A 19751-nucleotide genomic window follows, 5' to 3' on the forward strand; every position below is an offset into this window, starting at 1 on the left:
GGCTTCGCGCCGAAGGCAGCCGTGCTGAGAACGACGAACAACGACACGAAAAGGACTCGCCGCACAGCGCGGACGGTACCTGCGCCACAGCCTCGTTGTCGATGCCTTCAACATAACCATGTGCGGCAGTTGACCAAGGATGGGGTGCGTGTGCGTTCTGTGACATGGTGCACGCAGTGCCTCACGAGCCCGGCTGAGACTGCCGGGCTTTCTACTGCCCCAGGGGCGCCACCTCTCAGGGGTAGGCTGGCACCCCCGGCCCCCGCCCCCAGGCCTGGGGGCGGGGGCCGGGGGTGCCAGCCTACCCCTGAGAGGTGGCGCCCCTGGGGCAGTAGAAAGCCCGGCAGTCTCAGCCGGGCTCGTGAGGCACTGCGTGCACCATGTCACAGAACGCACACGCACCCCATCCTTGGTCAACTGCCGCACATGGTTATGTTGAAGGCATCGACAACGAGGCTGTGGCGCAGGTACCGTCCGCGCTGTGCGGCGAGTCCTTTTCGTGTCGTTGTTCGTCGTTCTCAGCACGGCTGCCTGCGGCGCGAAGCCCACTGCCGCTCCGGAACGAAGCTCACAGCCATCCGCGGCGCCTGGCATATCACAACCGTCGGCGGCACCTGGCGTGGTCGGCTATCTCCACGCCGAGTCTGCTGGGGTGACGTTCCTCCAGTGGAAGACGGACGGCGCTGGCGCGCTGGACGGCACCATCGATGGAGCCGCCGTTTCCGGCAGCCCGCCGAACTCGGCCGTCACCACCAATGCGGGCTCGCTGACCGGCCAGTTGGACGGCCGATCGGTGTCGCTCCAGGTGAGTTTCCACACCGACTACGGCAGCCTGTCCGGTGACACCCTTACGTTGAACGTGCGCCAGAGCGACGGCAGCATCCGGCCCATCATCTACCGTCGGGCCTCCCCGAGCGACTACAACCAGGCACTGACGACGCTGAGGACAGCGGTCGCGGGCGCCAACCGTCGTGCGGGTCATGACCAGCAGACCGCGCAAGAGATCAAGTCGCTCACGGACGACTACAACACCGTCGGATCAGACAAGGGCACACTCAACGGCGACTTGTCCACGCTGGCGTCCGACGTCTCCACCGCTGGTAACGATCTTAAGACCGCGCACGACGACGAGAAGAAGGTGCTCGCCGAATCCTCCAGCGGTACGACGGACGTTTGTGTCGATGCGAACGGTGTCGATGTTGACGCCAACGGCGTGAGCGTCGATGCGAATGGTGTGAGCACCGACCTGGTCACGGTTACGAATGATCTGTCGGCGCTGCGGAAGGCCGTCTCAAGTCTCCAGTCCAGCTTGCAGGCTGTGCGGACCGATGTCCCCACCTACAACGGCGGCGACGGGAACCCGGATCTCACCGAGGCCAAGAAGGCGATCACGGACGCTCAGTCGTTTACCACCGGTCTGGTCACACAGGTCAACTCCGACATCGATCAGGTCAATGCCCATGTTGCCGACGCGTACAGCTACTCGGCCGCCACGAGCAAGGCTGGGCAGTGCGGGTCCGCGTCCTCCGCGCCGACACCGATCGAGCACATCAAGTGAACGGCGCCCAAGTCGGGGATTGCATTGCCGGTCGCGCAGGCTGCCGACTGCTGGCGCACGGCGGCGTTTACGTCGGCGAGGTCCCAGAGGGCGAGTGCTTGGCCACGTGAAGGGTTGGGCTTCCATTCGGCGGGCTTGACGCCGCGGCGGCGTGCCCATTCCCGGGACTGGCCCGGCTTCATGCCGAGCGAGTACACAGCCATGGCCGTTGTGACGAGGGACCTGCCGTCACGTCCGGTGTGGGTGGTGGCCACGTACCCAGTGTGCCCGTGTCAGTGGCGTGCGAGACGATGCCCGCATGCCGACCCTGGACGACCTGCCGCCGTACCGTCGCGCGAAGCTGCTGTGGGAATTCGCGCACCTCGGCGTGGCGGGAGTCGAAGAGATGGTGCGTGAAGCACAAGCCTGTTGGGTGCCCAGAGGTGACAGGATCCGCCCGCGTGCCGTTCTCGGCGACGATGGGCTGTACCACCTCGCGGGCGCGAGCGGAATGGTGTGTACTCCGCATTACGGAAAGCCGGAGCCCACGTTGTCCGGTGAAGGGATCGCCCTTGCGGACGTTCCTCGTCAGCAGCAGTGCCGCCAATACGGCAAGGATTCGGCTCTTCACCACTGGCCGCCACCGCATGCGAGAACAGCGGCCGTCCGCCGCATGCGTGCTGCCCTGGTTGAAGCGCTGGGTCCGGACTGCCACTTGTGCAGGCGATACCCGGGAGCGATGGTCGACCACGATCACGAGACCGGCCTGGTCCGCGGACTGCTGTGCGCGCTGTGCAACCGATCTCTGGAGCAATGCCCGCACGTCGACAACTGCCCGAAGGCTGAGTACATGGACCACCCGCCGGCCTCGGCCCTGGGCTTGTCGTATCCGAGGCATCTGGAGTGGAAGCCGGGCGCGGCGCGGCGGACTCAGGTGATCGGCGATCTAGGGTTTGACCCCTTCGCCGAGTGGCGGCTGACCCGGGATGGGTGAGCGGCTGGCCCATACTGGCGTGATGTGACGTTCCAGTCTCGCCTCAGCAATCAGGTCATTGGAACCCCGCCTGCCAGTTGAGAAGGCACCTGTCCGCCAGAGGCCTTGGGCTGCTTCCTCTCCGCGTGTCTCTCCTTCAGCCTCTGTAGCTTCGCGGGGCGCTGGAAGACCTCATCCAGCAGCACGTCCATGAACTCCAGGATCGCTTCGGCGTCGTCCGCCGAGATCGGTTCGTCGCCGATGTCCCCATGGGCGATGCTGTTGCCGTCTTTGCGGATTTGGTGGCTCGCGTCGGCAGTGAGCGCGCTGATCGTGCCGCCATCACGAAGCGCATCGATCTTTCCGACGATGCCGTGGGTCGCGATGCCCTTTGCCTTGGCTGTCGCCTCTACCACGGCTCGGGCCAACGCGACGGCTGCACGAGCGGCACCGATACTCAGGCACGCGTGAGCCTCACTGGCTGTGCTGGCGATCTCTGGTGGAACGTCCGGGAAGTCAGGCCTGTGGATCTTCGCGGGCTCCCACTGAATCTGGGCCTCCGCCATCTGCTCCTTTGTCGTCCCTGACTGCCTTCCGACGTCAAGGGCAGCCAACCCCACGGAGAGGCGGGTGCACTGCTCGTTAGAACACCGGAAGACGGACATGTACACCGACCTGACAGTGTCAGGCGCGTTGAGATGCGGAGTGCGCTCCCAGAGTTGCCTGGGTAGTTGATAGGGGTCCAGCAGCATGGTCATGTGAGTGCGGTCTCCGCACCAGCCGCAGATCGTGCTCGCCATGGCACGGACGATACGCCCCAACTTACCTAGGACGCACGGAAGTTTGCCGCGACGACCTTGCTGGACCGTCGGCTGGTGAGTGGCGGGCCGGGGTTCTACCCCTCCCGGGCGCACAGGTTCTCGCAGCCGCCCCGACGCGGACGATGTACGACCGCCCGTACGCCGCCCCGCTACAACGGCTGCATGCCGAGCGAGTACGCGGCCATGGCCGTGGTGATGAGGGGCCGGCCGTCACGCCCGGTGCTGGTGCTGGTCACGCATCCAGTGTGCCGCCCTGGCCGGCGTGCCCTTGTCTATTCCGGTTTCACCGGTCCGGTCCACTCTCGCTGCTCGAACGTCCCTTCTGCAGCCCGGTTGGCCTCCCAACGGCGCTCCTGCATCTCTCGGATTTCATCGGCCCGAGAGGCGCGGAGGCCCGATTCGATAACGAAGTGCCGAGCCCACTCGTAGTCGTCGGCCGTCAGGGAATCGTGCGACTTCAGCAGTAGGTAGCGACGTTCCCCATTGGCGTAGAGGTCCACCCTTGGCGTGATGATCTTGAACCGCGCCATGCTGGTGTAATCGATGCCCAGGCTCATCGCTGTCAATGCGTCCTGTCCCGCGCGGGCGAATTCGGTTAGCTTCCCGAGCCGAGACCATTCACGCGCGTACGACCCGTCCACGCGGGGTGCGTCGAACGTCTCCAGCCTTCGGCCGAAGTTGAAGGGGGACGGGCCGGATCGAACATCGCCTCGCGAGTAGTGGCGCAGCAGGGTGTCGAAGGCGATGGCAACACCTGCCACCGCCTGGACGTAGTCTCCAATGTCGGCGTGAGTTTGAGCGTCTCGCAATATGTGCGCGACGTCGGCTTGAGTCAGGAGGTCGACCATGTCGATCGAATCGAAGTCGACTCCGAAGACCTTCGGCGTGACCGTGGTGAAGAAGTCAGCAAGCGTCTCCCTGGCCTGCTCGATCTGGTGCTCAGAGGGAAAGGTGCCGTTGTGCTTCAGCGACACCCGCGCGTCGTTCAGCCGGCGCATAGGTTCCTTCTTGGACAGCTCGAACTTCGGCTTGATCACGCCCCAGTAGCCAAGGAACTCCGTGGCCCGGGGCAGCTCGACACCCAGGTGCTGCGCGACGAGGCCGACATAGTTCTCGACGGCGTCGTGGAAGGAAGTGATGGCCCGAGACCGGAGCGGGGCTGGCTGTCGGCTCTGCTCGATGCCTTCTCGGTACAGATACCGGACGTACGCGAGCCTCTGCACGGTCAGTGGGTCAAGGGCGGGCGGCATGGGAACTCCAGGACTTAACGGGGAGGGTGTGATTCTGCTGTTGGCGCGCCCTGGCACACGCGCACGGATATCCGTACGGTGGCCCGTGGATTCCGCGAGGGCCCCGGCCTCCCTGCTGGGCACGGGGAGGACGGGACCCTCGCGCCTCGGTCAGCCGAAGGCCTGGGTCAGGGCAAGACCGATCAGACTGACCGCGACGACGGACAGACCGAGGGCCGCCCCCTGCTGCTTGGCGACCTTGCCGAGGTACGCCTGACCGGCCAGGGCCGCGACCATGACGACAGCCGCCTGCTGCTTCTTCGACATATCTACTCACCTCCTTCACGTAGTTGGAGTGCAGCATGGCACGAGGGTCTGACAACGACCTTTTGATTAGCAGCCGTTGTGGGTGTGAGCTGGGCGTTTTGCGAGACGGTTTGCGAATCCACGCGGCCGGATGCAGAGTGCGCGCCATGCGCTACTACGTGATGAGCGGCCCGCACCAGGGCGACACGGGCACGATGACCGACGGCGTTGGAGAGGTCCGCCTTCCCCATCCCGCGATGCGGGGCGTGCACTGCCGGTACAAGGTCAACAGCACCGACGCGGTGATCGACCAGGAGGGGTCCGAGCCGGGCGTGCAGCTGCACTACGCCGGCGACGTGTCCCTGCAGTGACGGCACGGTCCGGCACGCCGTGGTGGCGTGCCGGACCGTGCCGTCAGCCGTCTAGCCCCCACCGGATCTCATCCGTCTGCATCGTGAACTGGAGAGACGCGCCGGCTCCCATGATGTCCAGTGAGTGCTTGAAGCATGGCGATCCGTCCACGTCCGCGAGCGGATCGTTCAGGCAGCCGTCGTTCGTGTAGCCGTCTGAGGCGCGCATCATCTTGTCGAGCTCGTCCGTGGACCGTGGGTACATCCGTTTCGCGCTGGCTTCTGCGATCGCCTGCTGGAGGTCGATCCCGACGGTGACGATGTCGGTGAGGTGGTCGGCGCATTGCTTGCTGCCGACGTGCGTGCAGACGCCTTGTACGTCGGTGGTGGTGGCCTTCTCCAGCTTTGGGACCCAGGCGGTGGAGAGCTTGGGCGCGGCCGTGCTCGACGCGGCCGTGCTCGGCGTGGCAGGGGTCGGCGAGTTGGCGGTGGTGGCGCGTTCTGCCTTGCTGGGCGAGGGCTCGTTGCTGCAGGCGGTGAGCGTAGCAGCGAGGACGGCGATGGCGACCAGCGCCGTTCTGGTGTGCACGCCTGGTCAGCCTTCCCATACAGTGTAGACGGCCCGGGTCGCCTTGTCCTGGGCGGGGATGCCGGTCCACTGCTCGCGGTAGCTCATCCCGGCGGGCAGGTTGTCGGGCGCGTTGTCGGACGAGCCGGAGTCTCCGCCGACGATCTGACCGGCCGCGTCGTAGAGGATGACCTGCTGGGTGACCATGCCGTTCAGGTCGCTGTGCGTGTTGTTGGTGACCTTCACCGTCAGGTTGTACGAGAACGGGTCGTTCGTGAACAGGTCGTCGCGGCTGCCCTGAGTGAGCTTCAGCTCGCTGCTGGCGAGCATGGGCTGCTCGACGGCTCCGGCTCTGCCGAAGGCGTCCTTCGCCTGCGTGACGTCGATCTTCTCGGGGGTTCCGGTGAGCTGGGTGAAGCTGCCGCCGAGCGTGCCGAGGAAGTCCAGCGTGGTGTGGGCGGGGATGTTCGGCAGGGTTTCCTGGCCGGAGCCGACGATGGTGCCCGTCTTGTCCAGGGCGCGGGCGTCGATGGCCACGGATGCCAGGGAGTTGCCGGGGTTCGTCACCCGGGCGACGTAGGTGACGCTGGTGTCACCGCTGTCGTCCTTCCCGGTGTGGCTCCACACGAGGCGCACGTCGGCGCGGGATTCGCTCGGCTGGTTGGCAACGGGCGCGCTGTCGCCGGCGGCGTGGGCGGCCTTGCTGTCGGGCTTGTCGCTGCTGCACGCGGTGAGCGTGACGGCGAGGACGGCGATGGTGGCGAGCGCGGTTGTTCTGACGTGCATGGTCCCCCCAAGGACGGTACTAACGCCCGTCATTGTGAGGACTCTGTGAACTTCATGTACAGAGCAAGCAGATTTCGTGGCGCATCTGTGACCGATCCCCCTTGGCGGCGAGCCGGGGTTCTCCCCCCTCCCGGACGCACGGGTTCACGCGGCCCGTCCCCAACGTGGGCGGTGTACGGCCGCCCGGTACCCCGCGCCGCGCCTTACGAGGGCTCCAAGCCGAGCCAGTACGCGGCCATGGCCGTGGTGACGAAGGGCCAGCCGTCACGTGCGGCGCTAGTGCTGGCCACACACGTCCAGTGCGCCGGACCGATGGTCTTCCCCCGCCACCCACGACCCGCTCACAGGTGCTCCCCTCTCGCGAGTCGAGGCGGGAGCACTCCTACGCTCGCCATAAGATCCGTGCACGTGGCACACACTCTTGAAGAACTCGTGGTGATGCAGCGCGCAGCTGATCAGGCGCACAGCAAGGTGGAGGACCTGCGTTCTCAGTACAGGCCGCCCGCCGCGGAGCCATGGGGCGAGCAGCAGAGTCAGACGTACGAGACCGCGTGGCGCGCGTGGCGTGACCTCGCCCGCGACGTCCAGGCCGCGGTCACCGACCACGCCCAGGCGGAGGGGCAGCCGCGGAACGAGGTCGAGGCCAGTGTGAAGCAGGCGGCTCGGCACGCGGAGTAGCCCCGCGTGCGCGGCTCCGGCCGCCGGGTGAGGGTGGGGGCACGGCCGCTGCGCGCGTCGTCGTCTACCCGCCCGACGGAGCGCGGCGGGCGCAGGGTGCGCGTGGACGGCGTGATCCCGGGGACGGCGTACTCGCTGCACGATCTGACGGTGTTCCTGGAGCGGGTCAGCCTCGAGTGCTGGGATGAGCTGACATGGCCGCGCACGCCGAGCTGTTCGAGTGGGGGCGGCGGGCTCGCCGTCTGGAAGCACTGAGGCTCGTCCCCTTCACCGTCAACCCTTGGTCACCACCAGCCGTTGCGGCTGCGCCAGATCGATGTGTGCTGGCGCGTTGCTCTGCGGTGGGCCAGCACGCCCACGATGTAGAACGGCTTGAAGATCCACCAAAGCAGCCACGCCTCGAAGACGAGGCACCACCACAGCAGCAAGAACGGCGCGGTGATGCAGCCGACCCCACTGCTGCCACCGTTTCGGCGCCGCCGCCGTCCGCCGGTCAGCGGGATGCTGCCGCCGATGGACAAAGGGCCGGGAAGGGGAATGCGCCAGCGTAGCCGCACAGTGTGTCCTTTCGTGGCTACTTACCGATGCGGATCTTCTCGCTGTCGAGCAGGGCGGTGTGCGTCGCCGAGACGATGATCAGCAAGATGAGCAGCAGCCCGGCCCAGTTCTTCGGGTCGTTGCCGGAGACGGCGGTCGCGAAGACGAGAACGGCTACCTCGGCGATGACGTACGCCCCGGCGAGCCACGGCTTGATGACACCCCTGACAGCGGCCACGACGAACGGCACGGCGGCAAGGAGGCCGATACTCACGATAGGGACCAGTGTCCAGATGACGCGCGCGAGAGTAGAGCCGTACATGCGCGGCCGGGTGGGCGTTAGCGGCGCGTTGAAGTACGGGTTCGGATCGTAGGCCATCGATTGCCCCCAAGGTCGGTGCGGAGACCGTTCATCTAGACGCGGTGACAGCAGATGCCGGGGAGCGGCTGACCTCGTCTACAACTCGCGACCCTGACAAGTGCTGTGCGTGGCAATGGCGTTGACTGGATAGAGCACCGGGTGCCCGCGCTTCCGCTACTGAGTCCTCTCCGGTACAGGAGACGTGTGCGCGGACATCGTGGCCGGTCCAGCCACACCGGCCGCTGGACATAGTGACCCTTGCCGGGCCAGGCGCCAGCACCCCGCGGGGTGCCACAGGTGACAGCCGATGGTCGCGAACTCCGCACCATGGCGAAGGCTGTCAGAAGCTGCCACAGAACAGGTTGGGTTGGACCGCGGTACGGTCCTCGGTCTGCGGCTGCTGGCCGTGGAGGTGCCGGTCGACCGTCCAGTTCCACCAGGCGGCCCGGTCGCGGCGGGGCCCTTCTGCCAGGCGGAGTTGGTCGGCGCGGACGTCGTGCACGGTGCCGTCGAGGATCAGCCACACCTCGCTCTTGGGCAGGCCGGGCCGGGTGACCATGGCGAGGTGGTGGATGTCGCCCCAGCCGGGGTGCAGCCCGCCGGGCTTGACCCACGTCCAGGTGCCGGGCCGGATGTCGCCCGGCTGGGCCGGGGTGTGCTGGTAGGGCGGGCGCTGGCGTCGGCGCCGCCACGGCTTCGCCGGGTAGTGGTGGCTCGGCGGCAGGTGCGGGTGGGCCTCCCGGTAGGCGGCCTGGTCGGCGGCCTGCCGCACGATGACGTCGGCGGCCGTGTAGCAGCGCTCCCCCAGGTGCCAGTTCCTCGGGCCGCGCTTCTCCCAGTAGGTGACCTGGCCGCACGTGCACCGGCTCGGGGTCAGGTGCTCGCCGGCGGTCGCACACGGCCAGGGCGTGTGGCAGGCGCGGCACGTCCAGCCGTCGGCGATGGAGGGGAGGTGGGCGTCGGGCAGGCGGATCGGACGCATCGGGTTCCTCTCGTGGGTGAGGCCCGGGACCGCGGGGGTCTCGGGCCTGGTCGGTGGCGGGGGCTGGTCAGCCGACGGGCTCGATGCCGTCCAGGAGGCAGGTGGCGCACGGCTTCCGGTACATGCACGGCCGGTGCGGGCGGCCGTCCTTGTCCGTGCAGTGCACGCAGTCGTCCGGGTGCTGCGCCTGGCACGGCCAGCATTCGGTCAGGGCGTGGCGGGCGTAGACCAGGGCCTCGTGCTCGTGGTCGTACCGGGCGGCGTCCTCGGGGTCGCAGCCGCACCGGTCGTGGAACACGCCGACCTGCGTGGTGCGCAAGGTGACCGTGCGGTCCTCGCGGACCTCGTACGGCTGACCGTCCTGCGGGCCGAGCACGTGGTACACCGCCGGTTCACCCTCGCCGGTGGGCTCGATGGACTTCAGGACGCCGATCCTGGCCGGGGCGAGGACGAGGGTGGTGCTGCCGGTGACCTCCACCATGTACGGCGGGTCGGGCTCCAGGCCCAGGACGCCGACGCGCTTCCTGCGGATCTCGGTCGCGCGCTTGCGGCGCTTACGGGCGATCTCCTGGAAGGCCATGCCGACCGTCGCCCGCCGGCTCTCGCCGGTGGCCCACACGCGGCGGCGGCCGTTGACGTCGCGGGCCTCCCAGCCGTCGTCGGTGCGGTAGACGGCCACCAGCCAGTCGGTGACGTTGGTGTGGGCCGGGGTGTCTGCCGGGAACGAGCCGAGGACGGCGAACAGGTAGCCGTGGCGGCCGAACGGCTGGCCCTCCGGGAAGCGGCCGGGGCCGTACATGGTGAAGTCGATCCCATAGAGCGTGAACTCGGGCTCGGGCGTCCTGGTGGTCATGGCGTTCCCTTCGAGCTGGCTGGTTGAATCGGGGGCGGGGCCGGGGAGCGCTGCCTGCTCCCCGGCCCCGTCGGCTGTCAGTTCTGGGCCGGTGCGGTCAAGACGTGGAGCGTTGACCGGGCGCCTGCCGGGCGGGAGGCGCACAGGTACTCACCCCACTCGTCGTTCACGCGGGTTCCGGTCCGGTCCCAGACGAGCGGCCGGTCGCACTGGGCGCAGTTCCCGGCGGCCTCCCCCGGCGTGCACTGGTCGTCGGCCGCGAGGCGGGTCAGGTAGTGCAGGGTCTGCGGGAGGTCGAGGACGCCCTGCACGGTGCCGCCGGGGACCAGCGGGCACGTGGCCGCCGCGGTGGAGGCGACGATCACCCGCTTGTAGCCGCCGCAGATGTCGGCGTAGCGGACACCGGCGCGGGTCTGCGGGGTCGAGCGGACCCGTCCGTCCAGTCTGAGTTCGCCGAGGACGACCGTCCGCTTCAGCGTGGACGGGTCGACGTGCCCGGCCGCCGCGAGGATCGCGCAGGCGATGGCGAGGTCGGTGGTCGAGTCGGGCTCGCCCGAGCCGTTCAGGCTGACGGTCAGCTCACCGCGCGGCCAGGCGTAGCCCGCGTTGATGATCGCGGCGCGTACGCGGTCGCGGGCCTCGGGCATCGGCTGGCTGTCCGGGCCGACCAGGGTGAACGAGGGGACGCGGGCGGGGGCCAGGTCGGCGTGGACGTCGCACACGAGTCCTTCGTGGCGGACGTGGGCGCGGGCGTGGCGCATGCTCGGCGGGGGCTCGGGGAGCTGGACGTCGCGGTACGGCTCGCCCTTGTACGAGATGCGCCAGCCGGCTGCTGCCAGCCCGCCGAACGGGATCGCCTCGCGGAACAGGTCGTCGACGTCGTCCACGAGGCCGTCGTTGAATGCGTGTTGGGCGCTGGCGGGCGCCCACCAGAGCGTCTCGCCCTGGGCGTCGCGGACCTCGTGGAGTTCCTTCTCCTCGCAGTCCACGGTGATGGCGGCCGCGGTGGGCAGGACGTCGCGGATGAGGCGGGCCGCGTAGGCGATCGTGTCGGCCAGCAGGGCGGTGCGGGCCTGCAGGGCGTTCTCGAAGGAGTTGGCGCAGAGGCGGGAGAGCGCGCCGGTGGTCGGGTCGGTGTTCAGGGTGTCGCTCATGGGGTTCCTCTCGGAAGGGATAGGGCGGGCCGGGGAGCGCTGCCTGCTCCCCGGCCCGTGATGGTCGGTCAGTTGTCGGCGGTCAGCCCGTAGTCGTCCAGGCCGGACTGCTCGCGCATGCCGGCCAGGAACTTGTCGGGGGCCTCGCGGGCGGTGGTGCCGAACTCGGTGTTGACCGAGCCGAAGGCGTCGGCCGCTTCTACGCCGATTTCCTCGAGCGCCGCCGCGCGCCGGGCGGGGTCGGTCGGGGCGGGCGCGATGTCCCACAGGGTGTAGCCGGTGCCCTGGTCCTGGCCGACGATGATGAACTCGCGGGCCTCGGTGGTGGTGGCGGTCATGGCGTCCTCCTTGGTGAGGGGTTAGTGGGTAGCCACTATGACCAACGCGTGACTACCCGTGGGGTTCCGGGTTGGATCGGAGGTTTTCGAGGAAAAGCGCAGGTCAGGCGGCCAGCGCGTAGCGGTCGATCTCCTGGCCGGTGATGCACTCGACCAGCACGCACAGCAGGACCTCGGCCGCGTTCGAGGTAAGGGCGTCCCCAAGTTGCCTGACCTGGTCGCGCTTGCTGCCGAGGATCCGGTATCGGTCGCGAAGGCCAGCGCGCCTTTCGGCTGCGACATCGCCAGCAGCCGGTGGGCGATCGAGGAGTGCTTCCAGGCTGCCAAGAACGAGTGCGGTCTGGGCGAGTACGAAGTGCGTCGCTACAACGGCTGGCACCGGCACATCACCCTGGCCATGCTCGCCCACGCAATCGCAGTCCAGATCAGCGGCGACGCAAGGAGCGCTGCACAAACGGATCAGTACCCACCCCGCTCATTGTGGCGGAGATCCGACGACTCCTGGACGTTCTCCTGCCCACCCCCGAACCGGCCACGACCCCGTCGCGGCGACGCGCTGAACTAGTCAGCGTGGAGAAGATTTCTGCCGCGTGGAGGTCCGGCGACGAGGCCGCGACCGGCAAGGCCGCGGACAGGCTCGGCTACATCCGCGTCAGCGCGTGGAAAGAGGAGCTGCGATGGGGTCGTGGCCAGGCAGGCCGCGGACGGTTGGAGGACAGGAGCTCATCGCACAGGAGTAGCAATTGCTATGGGGCCGCGGCCAGACGGGCCGCGGAGAGCTCCGGCCAGGCGCCGGGCTTGGAATATTCCGGTCCGACTGCGGTGGGGTCGTGGCCAGGCAAGCCACGGGCAGCCGACCAAGACGGGCCCGTTGGACGCTGAGAAGTGGCCCCTCCGATTGGGCCGGGGCCGACCAGGCCGCGGACGAGTGCAAGCATACCGACGATCGGACCCGCGACGACGTGGCTGCGATGGAGCCGCGGTGTGGCAGGCCGCAGACAACTCCGGGGGCCGGGCGTCCGGACATGAACCAGGCGAACGTCTGATGGGGCTGAGGCCGGGCGGGCCGCAGACAGCAAACAGGCGGGCATGGCAATCCGTGCGGACGGACGCCTGAGATGGAGCTGCGGCCGAGCAGACTGCAGACAGCGGCAGCTCCACAGACACGCCCTCGGGCTGCCAGTACCCGCGATGGGGCCGCGGCCGGCCAAGCCGCGGACAGCGCCAATGCCGGTAGCCGGGTTGGAGCCGCCCGCCTGCCTGCGATGGGGCCGTGGCCGGGCAGGCTGCGGACAGGACGACACGTACGTCTACACCATTGAAGGCAACACCGTGCGATGGGTCCGTGGCCGGGCGGGCCACCGACTGCCTGCGCGGCAAGGACGGTCGGCACGACCTGATCGACCCTGCGGTAGGGCCGCGGGCAGGACGGACGCCGGGCATGATGCGGAAGCTCTTGCGCATGCGATGGGGCCGCGGCCGGGCAGGCCACGGACACACGGCTGGGCCACCAGCGACCACCGCGACTACAAGGGTCTGTGATGGAGCCGCGGCCGGGTGGACCGCGGGCAGGCCGTGCCGCCGGAATCATCTCCTTCTGCGCGACCCACCTGCGATGGGGCCACGACCGGCCAGGCCGCGGACGAGTGCAAGCTTATCAACGATCAGGTCCGCGACGACGTGGCTGCGATGGAGCCGCGGTGTGGCAGGCCGCGGACAGCCCTGGCGCAGGACATCGCGAACGCGCCGCACAAGAAACTGCGATGGGGCCGCGGCCTGGCAGGCTGCGGACAGTCCGACGTGCTCACCGTGACGTTCGCGCCGCAGGAGACCCTGTGATGGGGCCGCGGCCAGAACAGACCGCGGGCAGCCTCCGTGACCCGGTTTACATCGCCAGCCTCGTTCCAGCTGCGATGGGACCGTGGCCGAGCAAGCCGCAGGCATGCGTGCAGATCACAGCCGGCGACATACTCGGACGGCTCCTGCGATGGAACTGCGGCCAAGCAGGCCGCGGACAGGTCCGCGTGCAGTGATAGCGGGGGTGGTCCGGGTCGCCGCGATGGGGCCGCGGCCGGCCAAGCCGCGGACAATGCCGTCCTCGTACTGCGGGTCCATCTGGACCTGCACCCTGCGATGGGACCGCGACCCGGCAGGCCGCGGACAGAATCTCACCGGTGGCGTTGGTGACGTGATCAACGTCCTGCGATGGGGCCGCGGCCCGTCAGGCACAGATGGTTCCTCAACCCTAACGCAAGTGCCATGTTCAAGGTCCTGCGATGGGGCCGCGGCCCGGGCAGGCTGCGGACAGGATCGTGCTCTGGCCGACACGAGACGTCGACGTGGTCCTGCGATGGGGCCGCGGCCGGGCAGGCCACGGACACAGGTCCTCTTCGGGGATCCACATGGCCTTGGCTTCGGGGCTGCGATGGGGCCGCGGCTGAGCAGACCGCGGACAGTAGCGGCATCGCCCTCGCCGGATCGACATTCCCGCGCTGCGATGGGGCCGCGGCCGGGCAGACCGCGGACAGGGTGGCGTACGCGGGCAGCAGATCGGCGCAGGTAGCCCTGCGATGGGGCCGCGGCTGAGCAGGCTGCGGACAGCTGGAACCCGGTGATCGTGCCGGTGAAGCCAGACTCCCTGCGATGGGGCCGCGGCCAGGGAGACCGAGGACAAACAGAAGCCATCAAGTGGCGCGTGATCTACGACGCTCTGCGATGGAGCCACGGCCGGGAAGGCAACGGACAGGCCCCGACAGGCTGATCGTCTGGGGCGGCTACAACGAGCTGCGATGGGGCCGCAGCCGGGCGGACCACGGACAGTACAACACCGGTAATGGCGCCTGCGTCGAGGTCGCTCTGCGATGGGACCGCGATCGGGCAGACCGTGGACAGAAGCCGGCGAAGCGTTTCCCGCCAACCGAACCGGGCCTCTGCGATGGGGCTGCGGCCGAGAAGGCCACGGACAGCCAGGTGGACCAGCCGGGCTGGATGCCAGCTCGGGCACTCCGATGGGGCCGCGGCCGAGCAGGCCGCGAACAGAACTTGGCGGTGGCGATGGACTCGGCCGGAAACGTGCTGCGATGGGGCCGTGCCCGGACAGACCGCGGGCAGCTGGACGCGTGGCTCGCTCCGGAGCCTGCTCATGCCCTGCGATGGGGCCGCGGCCGGGCAGACCGCGGACAGGCGTGGGCCCGGGGTATGAAGTGCTGTACCTCCTGCCTCTGCGATGGGGCCGCGGCCGGGTAGGCCGCGGACAGGTCTCCGGAAAGGCATACCGGCGGGAAGTCGACGACCTGCGATGGGGCCGCGGCCGGGTAGGCCGGGGGCCAAACGAGTGCGGGCGGTGTCGGTCCACCTGCGATGGGGCCGCGGCCGGGCAGACCGTGGACAGAGGCGAGCGTGGGACCATAGCCGGTCGTGTCCAAGACCTTGCGATGGGGCCGCGGCCGGATAGGCCACGGACAATGCGTACCGCGACGGCGGGATGAACACGACCACGCACCTGCGATGGGGCCGCGACCGAGCAGGCCGCGGACAGATAGGCCTCTGCCAGCAGCAGCACCAGGTTCTCCTGGCTGTGATGGGGCCGCAGCCGGGCAGGCCGCGGACAGGTGGACGTCATCCCGCTGAACCGCGAGTACAACGACCTGTGATGGGGCCGCGGCTGGGCAAGCCACGGCAGTTCCTCCCCAGCCTTAACGCATGGGCCACCTTCAAGCTCCTTCGATAGGGCCGTGGCTAGGCGGGCCACGGACAGCGGCAGCTCCACTGACACACCCTCCGGCCGCCAATACCTGCCATGGAGCCGTGGCCCAACAGACCACGGAAACACCAGCGATTTGAGAGCCAGATCGACTGGATTCACCTGCGATCGAGCCGCGGCTGAGTGGGCCGCGGACAGGGGCGCCGAAACGAGCGGCTGCGTTACGGTGCCACCCCTGCGACGGGGCCGCGGCCACGTAGGCCGCGGATAGCTGGGATGGATTTGGCGGTCAGCACACCTGGGAACTCCTGCGATGGGGCGCATCCGGAACAGACCACGGAGAGCGAGGAGATGCGGCGCCGGAACGGCATGGAGCGGGTCCTGCGATGGGGCCACGGCCGGGCAGGCCACGGACAGTTGGCGCCGGTGTACTGCTGCACGCCGGGGGTGTTCCTGCGATGGGGCCGCGGCCGGGCAGGCCACGGACAGACGACCCGGCACTGGCAGTCAACTCCACGCAGATGACGCTGCGATGGGGCTGCGGCCGGGCAGGCCGCGGACAGATGTTGCAGATCTTGACCGTGGAGCCGGTCACCTTGCTGCGATGGGACCGCGGCCGGGCAGGCCGCGGACAGCACGGTGGCACCCCACGGCGCGTCACGCGATGTACGGGCCGCGATGGGGCCGCGGCCGGGCAGGCCGCGGACAGGCCGCGTGAGCTGCAGATTCCGTGTCTGGCCTGGTAGTCGTGTCGCTCTCCGGCGTGGGCAAGTACGGCTCTTTCGGACATTACGCTTCGGTGCGTTCCGCGTGTCGCTGGTGTGCTTGCGGTTCCGAAGTGGGGGTGGGGAGGAGGAGCCCCAAGCCGAAGTGGCTGTGGCGGCCGAGGGCGATTGGTCCGCTGAGGGGTTCGTCGAAGGTGAGATGGAATCCTCGGCTAGGTCGGTTGTCGTTGCGAGTCTCGCGTTTTGTCCAGCGGTGCTGGGTGTAGAGCGCCCAGTCGCCTTGGAGAAGCTTGCTCTCAGTTGGGGCGGGTTGTTGGCGGTGGGCGAGTTCGCGGGCCACTTCGGCGGTGAAGAACTCGGTGAGTGTCTGGCGTTTCTTGGGGTGTCGCACTGGCACGAAGGGGGTGAGGCTGGTGTAACGAGTGGCGGGTTTGGTCCATTCGGCGGGGAGGACGTCGGCCGCTGCTCCGTAGGCGGTGACGCGGAGGTGGAGGCGTCGTGGGCCCGGGACGCCTTCTGGAACGCCGATAGTCCCGGTGGTGGCTTGGTGGATGGCGTCGAGTTCCTCGGTGTCGAGCCCTCCGGGTGTCCAGATGATGATTTCGTCGATGCGGCGGTCGTGGTTGCTGTCCCAGGGCAGGAAGTGGGCGTGGTGGTGGCCGGTGAGGGGCGTGCCGTCGGCGGCCTTGCCGGCAAGGTTGCTGTGGCGCGGGGCCCGCCTGCCGTTGCCGGGGGTCAGGGGCTTGATGCAGCGGGATCGGAGTGTGTCGGTGAGCGGCAGGGTCTGGGTGAGCGGGGGAAGTGCGGCGCCGTTGATGGTGAGCCGGACCGCCGTGATCTTCTCCGTCTTGCGTTTGGCCCTGGGCCGGTGCGTTGGTGGCTGTGCGCGGGGCTGCAAAATGGGTGTCGCGTAGGACAGGAGTCGGCTGCCGGGCGGGTAGAGCAGTAAGCGGGCTCGGACGTCGGCGGGGCGCATGGTGAGCCCGTCGAGGTCCAAGGGGATGGTGGGAGCGAGGAGTTCGAGGTTCGTCCACCCGTTGGGGGCGAGGTCGTCGTCGTGGAGCTGGACGGCTGGGGTGTGGGTGTCGGTGGGGATGTCGTCGGCGCTGGTGAGCAGGCGGGCTTCGACGATGCTGTCCGCGCGGCCGAGGTAGGGCAGGGATTCTGCGAGCTGGGCCAGGGTTTTGGCCTGGTCGGTGGCGAGGTCGCCGGGCCATTGAACGTAGATGGTCGCGTCACCGCCAAGGACGGCGAAGGCGTCCAGGGCGAGGTCGGTGCCTGCGCTGCTGCCGGAGCGATGGGTGCTGTCGGGGAAGTAATGGCGGCTATGGCTGAGGTGGTGTGGCGGGATGCGGTAGGTGGGCGGGGAGGACAGCCGGGCGAGGACCTGGTGGACTTGGTCGGCGTCCAGGTCGGGGCAGCGTTCTTTCCAGGTGGAGTAGAGGGCGCGCAGGATGCGCCAGGGTGAGGGGGGCAGTTCGACGGCGCCTTCGTTGACGAAGTGTCCCCAGGGGGTGGCGTGGTACCGCTTCCAGGGGAAGTGCAGGGCAAGGGTGATCACCGGGCGCCGCCTGCGGTCTTCTTCTTGGGCTTTTCGCCGTTCCACAGCACAGTGAGGGCGCCGTGGGTGGGAAGGTCGGCGGTGACCTGCGGGAGGAGTTCGGCGATCCGGGCGGTGAGTTCGTCGCGTTCGGGGAGGTCTCCGGCGTTGCCGGTGGGCTTGGCGACGGGTTCGAGGTCGCAGGCGGTGCGCAGCCGCAGGCCGCCGTCGAGGAAGCTGCGGATCTCCCACAGGGCCAGCGTGGTGAGGAGTTCGGTGCGGAGTTCGCCGAGTCCGTAGGACCGCAGCAGGGCGGTGTCGATGGCGAACATCGCCCGGATTTCGCGTGCGGTCCATTCCACGCGGTGGAAGGGGACGGACCCGTAGCCTTCGCTGGTGCCGCCGGCCCCTTCGCTCTGGTCGCCGAGGGCGTGCCGGACGCTGTCGCTCTTGCGTCCGCCGCTGACGGCGCGGCGGACGTCGTGGGCTTCGATGACGGCGGAGATGGCGCGGGTGAATCGCGGCTGGCCCCACCACGCCTTGTTGTTGAAGAAGGTGCCGTGCAACAGCACGAAGGGGTCCAGGCCCATGAGCGCGTCGGCCATGGCCGGGAAGTTGAGCGGCTTGTCGTTTTCCAACCCCAGTCGGCTGGCGATGAGGTCGAGCATTTTGGTGCCGTCGAGGGTGGCTTCGCGGACGAAGGCGGAGGCGATCCGGTGGGCCTCGAGGCGGCTGGAGGTCAGGAATTCTTCGGGCGCGCTGGCGCGGTGGACCCGGATGTAGGGCAGGTCGGCGATGAGGTCGACGGGCTGCTGGGCACCGTGGTCCCAGGCGGTGGCCTCCAGGCGGTTGGCCATCGACTGCACGGACTCCACCAGGAGGGACGGGGTCGTGCTGCCGTCGTCGGCGAAGGTGTCGAAGGTGCCGGCGCCGATGTCGGGGAAGCCGGTGGGCTGGAAGGTCGAACCGAAGGCCGGGCGCAGGGGGACCTCGAAGCGGATGCGGTGGAGATCGGTGGTGATCACGGAGTGTCCTTTCACGTGCACGGTCTTCAGGTGGTGACGAGGGATGCCTTGTCGGGACGAGTCGCGGTCGCGGCGCTCAGCGCCTTGGCGCGGTCGCGGATATGGACGCGCATCAGGAGTGCAGCAGCCAGGCGCGTGCCGTCGGTGTGGTGCACAGCCACGGCGCCGGCGCGGTCCGGTGGGCGGCCGACCAACGGCCTGCATCCGGCGAGTTGCAGCCGCAGCAGCGCGTCATCGAGAACCCCGACGGGGCCGGCGGCAATCAGGCGGCCGATCCAATCGGGGCGCGGGCGCAGCGTCGCGGTCAAGGTGACGGGATCCGGTCCCCAGGTGGAAACCAGCCGGAACGGGTCGGCGGCGAAGAACGGCAGCAGCACGGAAAGCACCGGGTTCAGTGCCCGCCCGTGGTGTGCCGGGGTGGGCTGGCTGGTGGTCCAGCCCAGCGCCATCAGGCCACGCAGGTAGTTGGCGATCACCTCGTCATCGCACTCCCCGTCCACGAAACGTTCGAGGACGGGGAGTGCCACGGTCTGCCCGACGGGGAATTCCGCGGCGGGTAGTTCCGTGTCACCGACTGCGGCTTTGAGGGTCTGCAGGCGCAGTCGGTGGGCCTGGGCGAGTGCCTGGGCGAGGGTGGAGCCGAGGAGTTCGGTGCCTGTGGCGGGGCTGTCGGCCCACATCAGCCGGTCCCTGCTGCGTGTCACCCGGGTCAGCAGCGGCCGCAGCGCGGGCATGGCGCGCTCGGTGCGGGTCTCGGCGAGGGAGGCCAGGGCGGAGGCCAACTGCAACTCCAGTTGCCTGGCAAAACCGGGCGGGGGTTCCCAGATGCGGGATTGGCGCGGCTGGTAGGGGGCGATGTCCTGGCGGAGGCGTCCGGAGCGGGCGACCGCCTCGTGCAGGTGGCCGAAGGAGATCACGAAGCGGGCCATGGCCGTGGTATCGCTGCCGGTGATGGCCGCGAACAGAGCTTGATCACACTGGCGCAGCAGGGCGGCCACTCCTGCGGGGATCTTGTCTTTGCGGCGCAGCCGGGTCAGCCACACGTACGGCTCTGCGAGCAGGCTGTGCTCGTTGCGTAGGGCGACGGGGACGTCTGTGGCCCGGATGGCGATGGGGTTTTGGCCGAGGCGTTCGACGATGACGAATCGACGGAAGGCGGCCAGGTTGCGGTCGACGCCGAGAGCAGAGATAGCCAGGGCGAACAGCAGACCGTCTTTGGCCTGGGCCCCCGCCCACCGTGCCCGGCCCTCGCCGAAGAGCTGTTCTAGGGCGCGTATCGAGTCGT

Annotated in this window: 20 protein-coding genes and 1 pseudogene; 7 read left to right on the top strand and 14 right to left on the bottom strand. The window is 68.8% G+C overall.

Features of this window, described 5'->3' with window-relative positions:
• Positions 1-652 precede the first annotated feature (652 nt).
• Both BZY54_RS29280 and BZY54_RS29285 read left to right on the top strand, forming a co-directional pair.
• The gene (locus BZY54_RS29280; protein WP_086728346.1) at positions 653-1558 is read left to right on the top strand and encodes a hypothetical protein; all 906 of its coding nucleotides are present in this window, start codon (positions 653-655) and stop codon (positions 1556-1558) included.
• A gap of 298 nt (positions 1559-1856) precedes the next feature.
• Positions 1857-2531: an endonuclease domain-containing protein gene (locus BZY54_RS29285; protein WP_086728347.1), complete on the top strand. Its 675-nt coding sequence runs from the start codon at positions 1857-1859 to the stop codon at positions 2529-2531.
• A gap of 50 nt (positions 2532-2581) precedes the next feature.
• On the opposite strand, the gene BZY54_RS29290 is transcribed toward BZY54_RS29285, so the two are convergent.
• From BZY54_RS29290 to BZY54_RS51060, 3 genes are all read right to left on the bottom strand, one after another.
• Positions 2582-3310, bottom strand: a complete 729-nt coding sequence (locus BZY54_RS29290) for a DUF4145 domain-containing protein (RefSeq protein WP_086728348.1) — start codon at positions 3308-3310, stop codon at positions 2582-2584.
• A 293-nt stretch (positions 3311-3603) separates the two neighbouring features.
• Positions 3604-4581: a hypothetical protein gene (locus BZY54_RS29295; RefSeq protein WP_086728349.1), complete on the bottom strand. Its 978-nt coding sequence runs from the start codon at positions 4579-4581 to the stop codon at positions 3604-3606.
• Between the two features lie 150 nt (positions 4582-4731).
• The gene (locus BZY54_RS51060; RefSeq protein ID WP_158103928.1) at positions 4732-4887 is read right to left on the bottom strand and encodes a hypothetical protein; all 156 of its coding nucleotides are present in this window, start codon (positions 4885-4887) and stop codon (positions 4732-4734) included.
• A gap of 146 nt (positions 4888-5033) precedes the next feature.
• Between BZY54_RS51060 and BZY54_RS29300 the strand changes: the two genes are divergently transcribed.
• Positions 5034-5237, top strand: a complete 204-nt coding sequence (locus BZY54_RS29300) for a hypothetical protein (RefSeq protein WP_086728350.1) — start codon at positions 5034-5036, stop codon at positions 5235-5237.
• 43 nt (positions 5238-5280) lie between these two features.
• On the opposite strand, the gene BZY54_RS29305 is transcribed toward BZY54_RS29300, so the two are convergent.
• Both BZY54_RS29305 and BZY54_RS29310 read right to left on the bottom strand, forming a co-directional pair.
• Complete coding sequence (locus BZY54_RS29305; RefSeq protein WP_086728351.1) at positions 5281-5805, bottom strand: hypothetical protein; 525 nt, start codon at positions 5803-5805, stop codon at positions 5281-5283.
• Between the two features lie 6 nt (positions 5806-5811).
• On the bottom strand, positions 5812-6570 hold the full coding sequence (locus BZY54_RS29310) for a hypothetical protein (protein ID WP_086728352.1): 759 nt from the start codon (positions 6568-6570) through the stop codon (positions 5812-5814).
• A 408-nt stretch (positions 6571-6978) separates the two neighbouring features.
• Between BZY54_RS29310 and BZY54_RS29315 the strand changes: the two genes are divergently transcribed.
• Positions 6979-7248 carry a hypothetical protein gene (locus tag BZY54_RS29315; protein WP_086728353.1) on the top strand — a complete coding sequence of 90 codons (270 nt, stop codon included), beginning with the start codon at positions 6979-6981 and terminating at the stop codon, positions 7246-7248.
• 102 nt (positions 7249-7350) lie between these two features.
• Positions 7351-7503 carry a hypothetical protein gene (locus tag BZY54_RS51750; RefSeq protein ID WP_167414088.1) on the top strand — a complete coding sequence of 51 codons (153 nt, stop codon included), beginning with the start codon at positions 7351-7353 and terminating at the stop codon, positions 7501-7503.
• A 29-nt stretch (positions 7504-7532) separates the two neighbouring features.
• Here the strand turns inward: BZY54_RS51750 and BZY54_RS29320 are convergent, their stop codons facing one another.
• The 6 genes from BZY54_RS29320 to BZY54_RS29345 form a co-directional block, all read right to left on the bottom strand.
• Complete coding sequence (locus tag BZY54_RS29320; RefSeq protein ID WP_143668146.1) at positions 7533-7805, bottom strand: hypothetical protein; 273 nt, start codon at positions 7803-7805, stop codon at positions 7533-7535.
• A gap of 17 nt (positions 7806-7822) precedes the next feature.
• Positions 7823-8059: a hypothetical protein gene (locus BZY54_RS29325; protein WP_244217391.1), complete on the bottom strand. Its 237-nt coding sequence runs from the start codon at positions 8057-8059 to the stop codon at positions 7823-7825.
• 427 nt (positions 8060-8486) lie between these two features.
• The gene (locus tag BZY54_RS29330) at positions 8487-9128 is read right to left on the bottom strand and encodes a hypothetical protein (RefSeq protein WP_086728356.1); all 642 of its coding nucleotides are present in this window, start codon (positions 9126-9128) and stop codon (positions 8487-8489) included.
• 67 nt (positions 9129-9195) lie between these two features.
• Positions 9196-9981: a hypothetical protein gene (locus tag BZY54_RS29335; RefSeq protein WP_086728357.1), complete on the bottom strand. Its 786-nt coding sequence runs from the start codon at positions 9979-9981 to the stop codon at positions 9196-9198.
• A 77-nt stretch (positions 9982-10058) separates the two neighbouring features.
• The gene (locus tag BZY54_RS29340) at positions 10059-11135 is read right to left on the bottom strand and encodes a magnesium chelatase domain-containing protein (RefSeq protein ID WP_086728358.1); all 1077 of its coding nucleotides are present in this window, start codon (positions 11133-11135) and stop codon (positions 10059-10061) included.
• Positions 11136-11203: 68 nt separating this feature from the next.
• Entirely contained in the window at positions 11204-11473 is a 270-nt protein-coding gene (locus BZY54_RS29345; RefSeq protein ID WP_086728359.1) for a hypothetical protein, read from the bottom strand.
• Positions 11474-11753: 280 nt separating this feature from the next.
• Between BZY54_RS29345 and BZY54_RS53665 the strand changes: the two are divergent.
• Together BZY54_RS53665 and BZY54_RS29355 are read left to right on the top strand one after the other, a co-directional pair.
• Positions 11754-12038, top strand: a pseudogene (locus tag BZY54_RS53665) (IS701 family transposase); the annotation flags it as partial.
• Positions 12039-13030: 992 nt separating this feature from the next.
• Positions 13031-13312, top strand: a complete 282-nt coding sequence (locus tag BZY54_RS29355) for a hypothetical protein (RefSeq protein WP_086728360.1) — start codon at positions 13031-13033, stop codon at positions 13310-13312.
• A gap of 2653 nt (positions 13313-15965) precedes the next feature.
• On the opposite strand, the gene csb2 is transcribed toward BZY54_RS29355, so the two are convergent.
• From csb2 to BZY54_RS52375, 3 genes are all read right to left on the bottom strand, one after another.
• A complete protein-coding gene (csb2, locus tag BZY54_RS29360; RefSeq protein ID WP_158103929.1) occupies positions 15966-17462 on the bottom strand; it encodes a type I-G CRISPR-associated protein Csb2 in 1497 nt (498 codons plus the stop codon).
• Positions 17459-18466, bottom strand: a complete 1008-nt coding sequence (cas7g, locus tag BZY54_RS29365) for a type I-G CRISPR-associated RAMP protein Csb1/Cas7g (protein ID WP_208640799.1) — start codon at positions 18464-18466, stop codon at positions 17459-17461. The genes csb2 and cas7g overlap by 4 nt, the downstream gene beginning before the upstream one ends.
• 26 nt (positions 18467-18492) lie before the next feature.
• Positions 18493-19751, bottom strand: a 1259-nt coding sequence (locus tag BZY54_RS52375) for a hypothetical protein (protein ID WP_208640800.1), incomplete at its 5' end; no start/stop codon positions are given.

The sequence above is a fragment of the Streptomyces carpinensis genome, assembly GCF_002154505.1.
GTDB classification, from domain to species: domain Bacteria; phylum Actinomycetota; class Actinomycetes; order Streptomycetales; family Streptomycetaceae; genus Streptomyces; species Streptomyces carpinensis.

What these genes read in the sequence shown, in the direction of transcription:
- BZY54_RS29340 (WP_086728358.1), bottom strand. Translation starts at nt 11,135, where the DNA reads ATGAGCGACACCCTGAACACCGACCCGACCACCGGCGCGCTCTCCCGC.
- BZY54_RS29285 (WP_086728347.1), top strand. Translation starts at nt 1,857, where the DNA reads ATGCCGACCCTGGACGACCTGCCGCCGTACCGTCGCGCGAAGCTGCTG.
- BZY54_RS29330 (WP_086728356.1), bottom strand. Translation starts at nt 9,128, where the DNA reads ATGCGTCCGATCCGCCTGCCCGACGCCCACCTCCCCTCCATCGCCGAC.
- BZY54_RS51060 (WP_158103928.1), bottom strand. Translation starts at nt 4,887, where the DNA reads ATGTCGAAGAAGCAGCAGGCGGCTGTCGTCATGGTCGCGGCCCTGGCC.
- BZY54_RS29300 (WP_086728350.1), top strand. Translation starts at nt 5,034, where the DNA reads ATGCGCTACTACGTGATGAGCGGCCCGCACCAGGGCGACACGGGCACG.
- BZY54_RS29310 (WP_086728352.1), bottom strand. Translation starts at nt 6,570, where the DNA reads ATGCACGTCAGAACAACCGCGCTCGCCACCATCGCCGTCCTCGCCGTC.
- BZY54_RS29295 (WP_086728349.1), bottom strand. Translation starts at nt 4,581, where the DNA reads ATGCCGCCCGCCCTTGACCCACTGACCGTGCAGAGGCTCGCGTACGTC.
- BZY54_RS29335 (WP_086728357.1), bottom strand. Translation starts at nt 9,981, where the DNA reads ATGACCACCAGGACGCCCGAGCCCGAGTTCACGCTCTATGGGATCGAC.
- BZY54_RS29345 (WP_086728359.1), bottom strand. Translation starts at nt 11,473, where the DNA reads ATGACCGCCACCACCACCGAGGCCCGCGAGTTCATCATCGTCGGCCAG.
- BZY54_RS29290 (WP_086728348.1), bottom strand. Translation starts at nt 3,310, where the DNA reads ATGGCGAGCACGATCTGCGGCTGGTGCGGAGACCGCACTCACATGACC.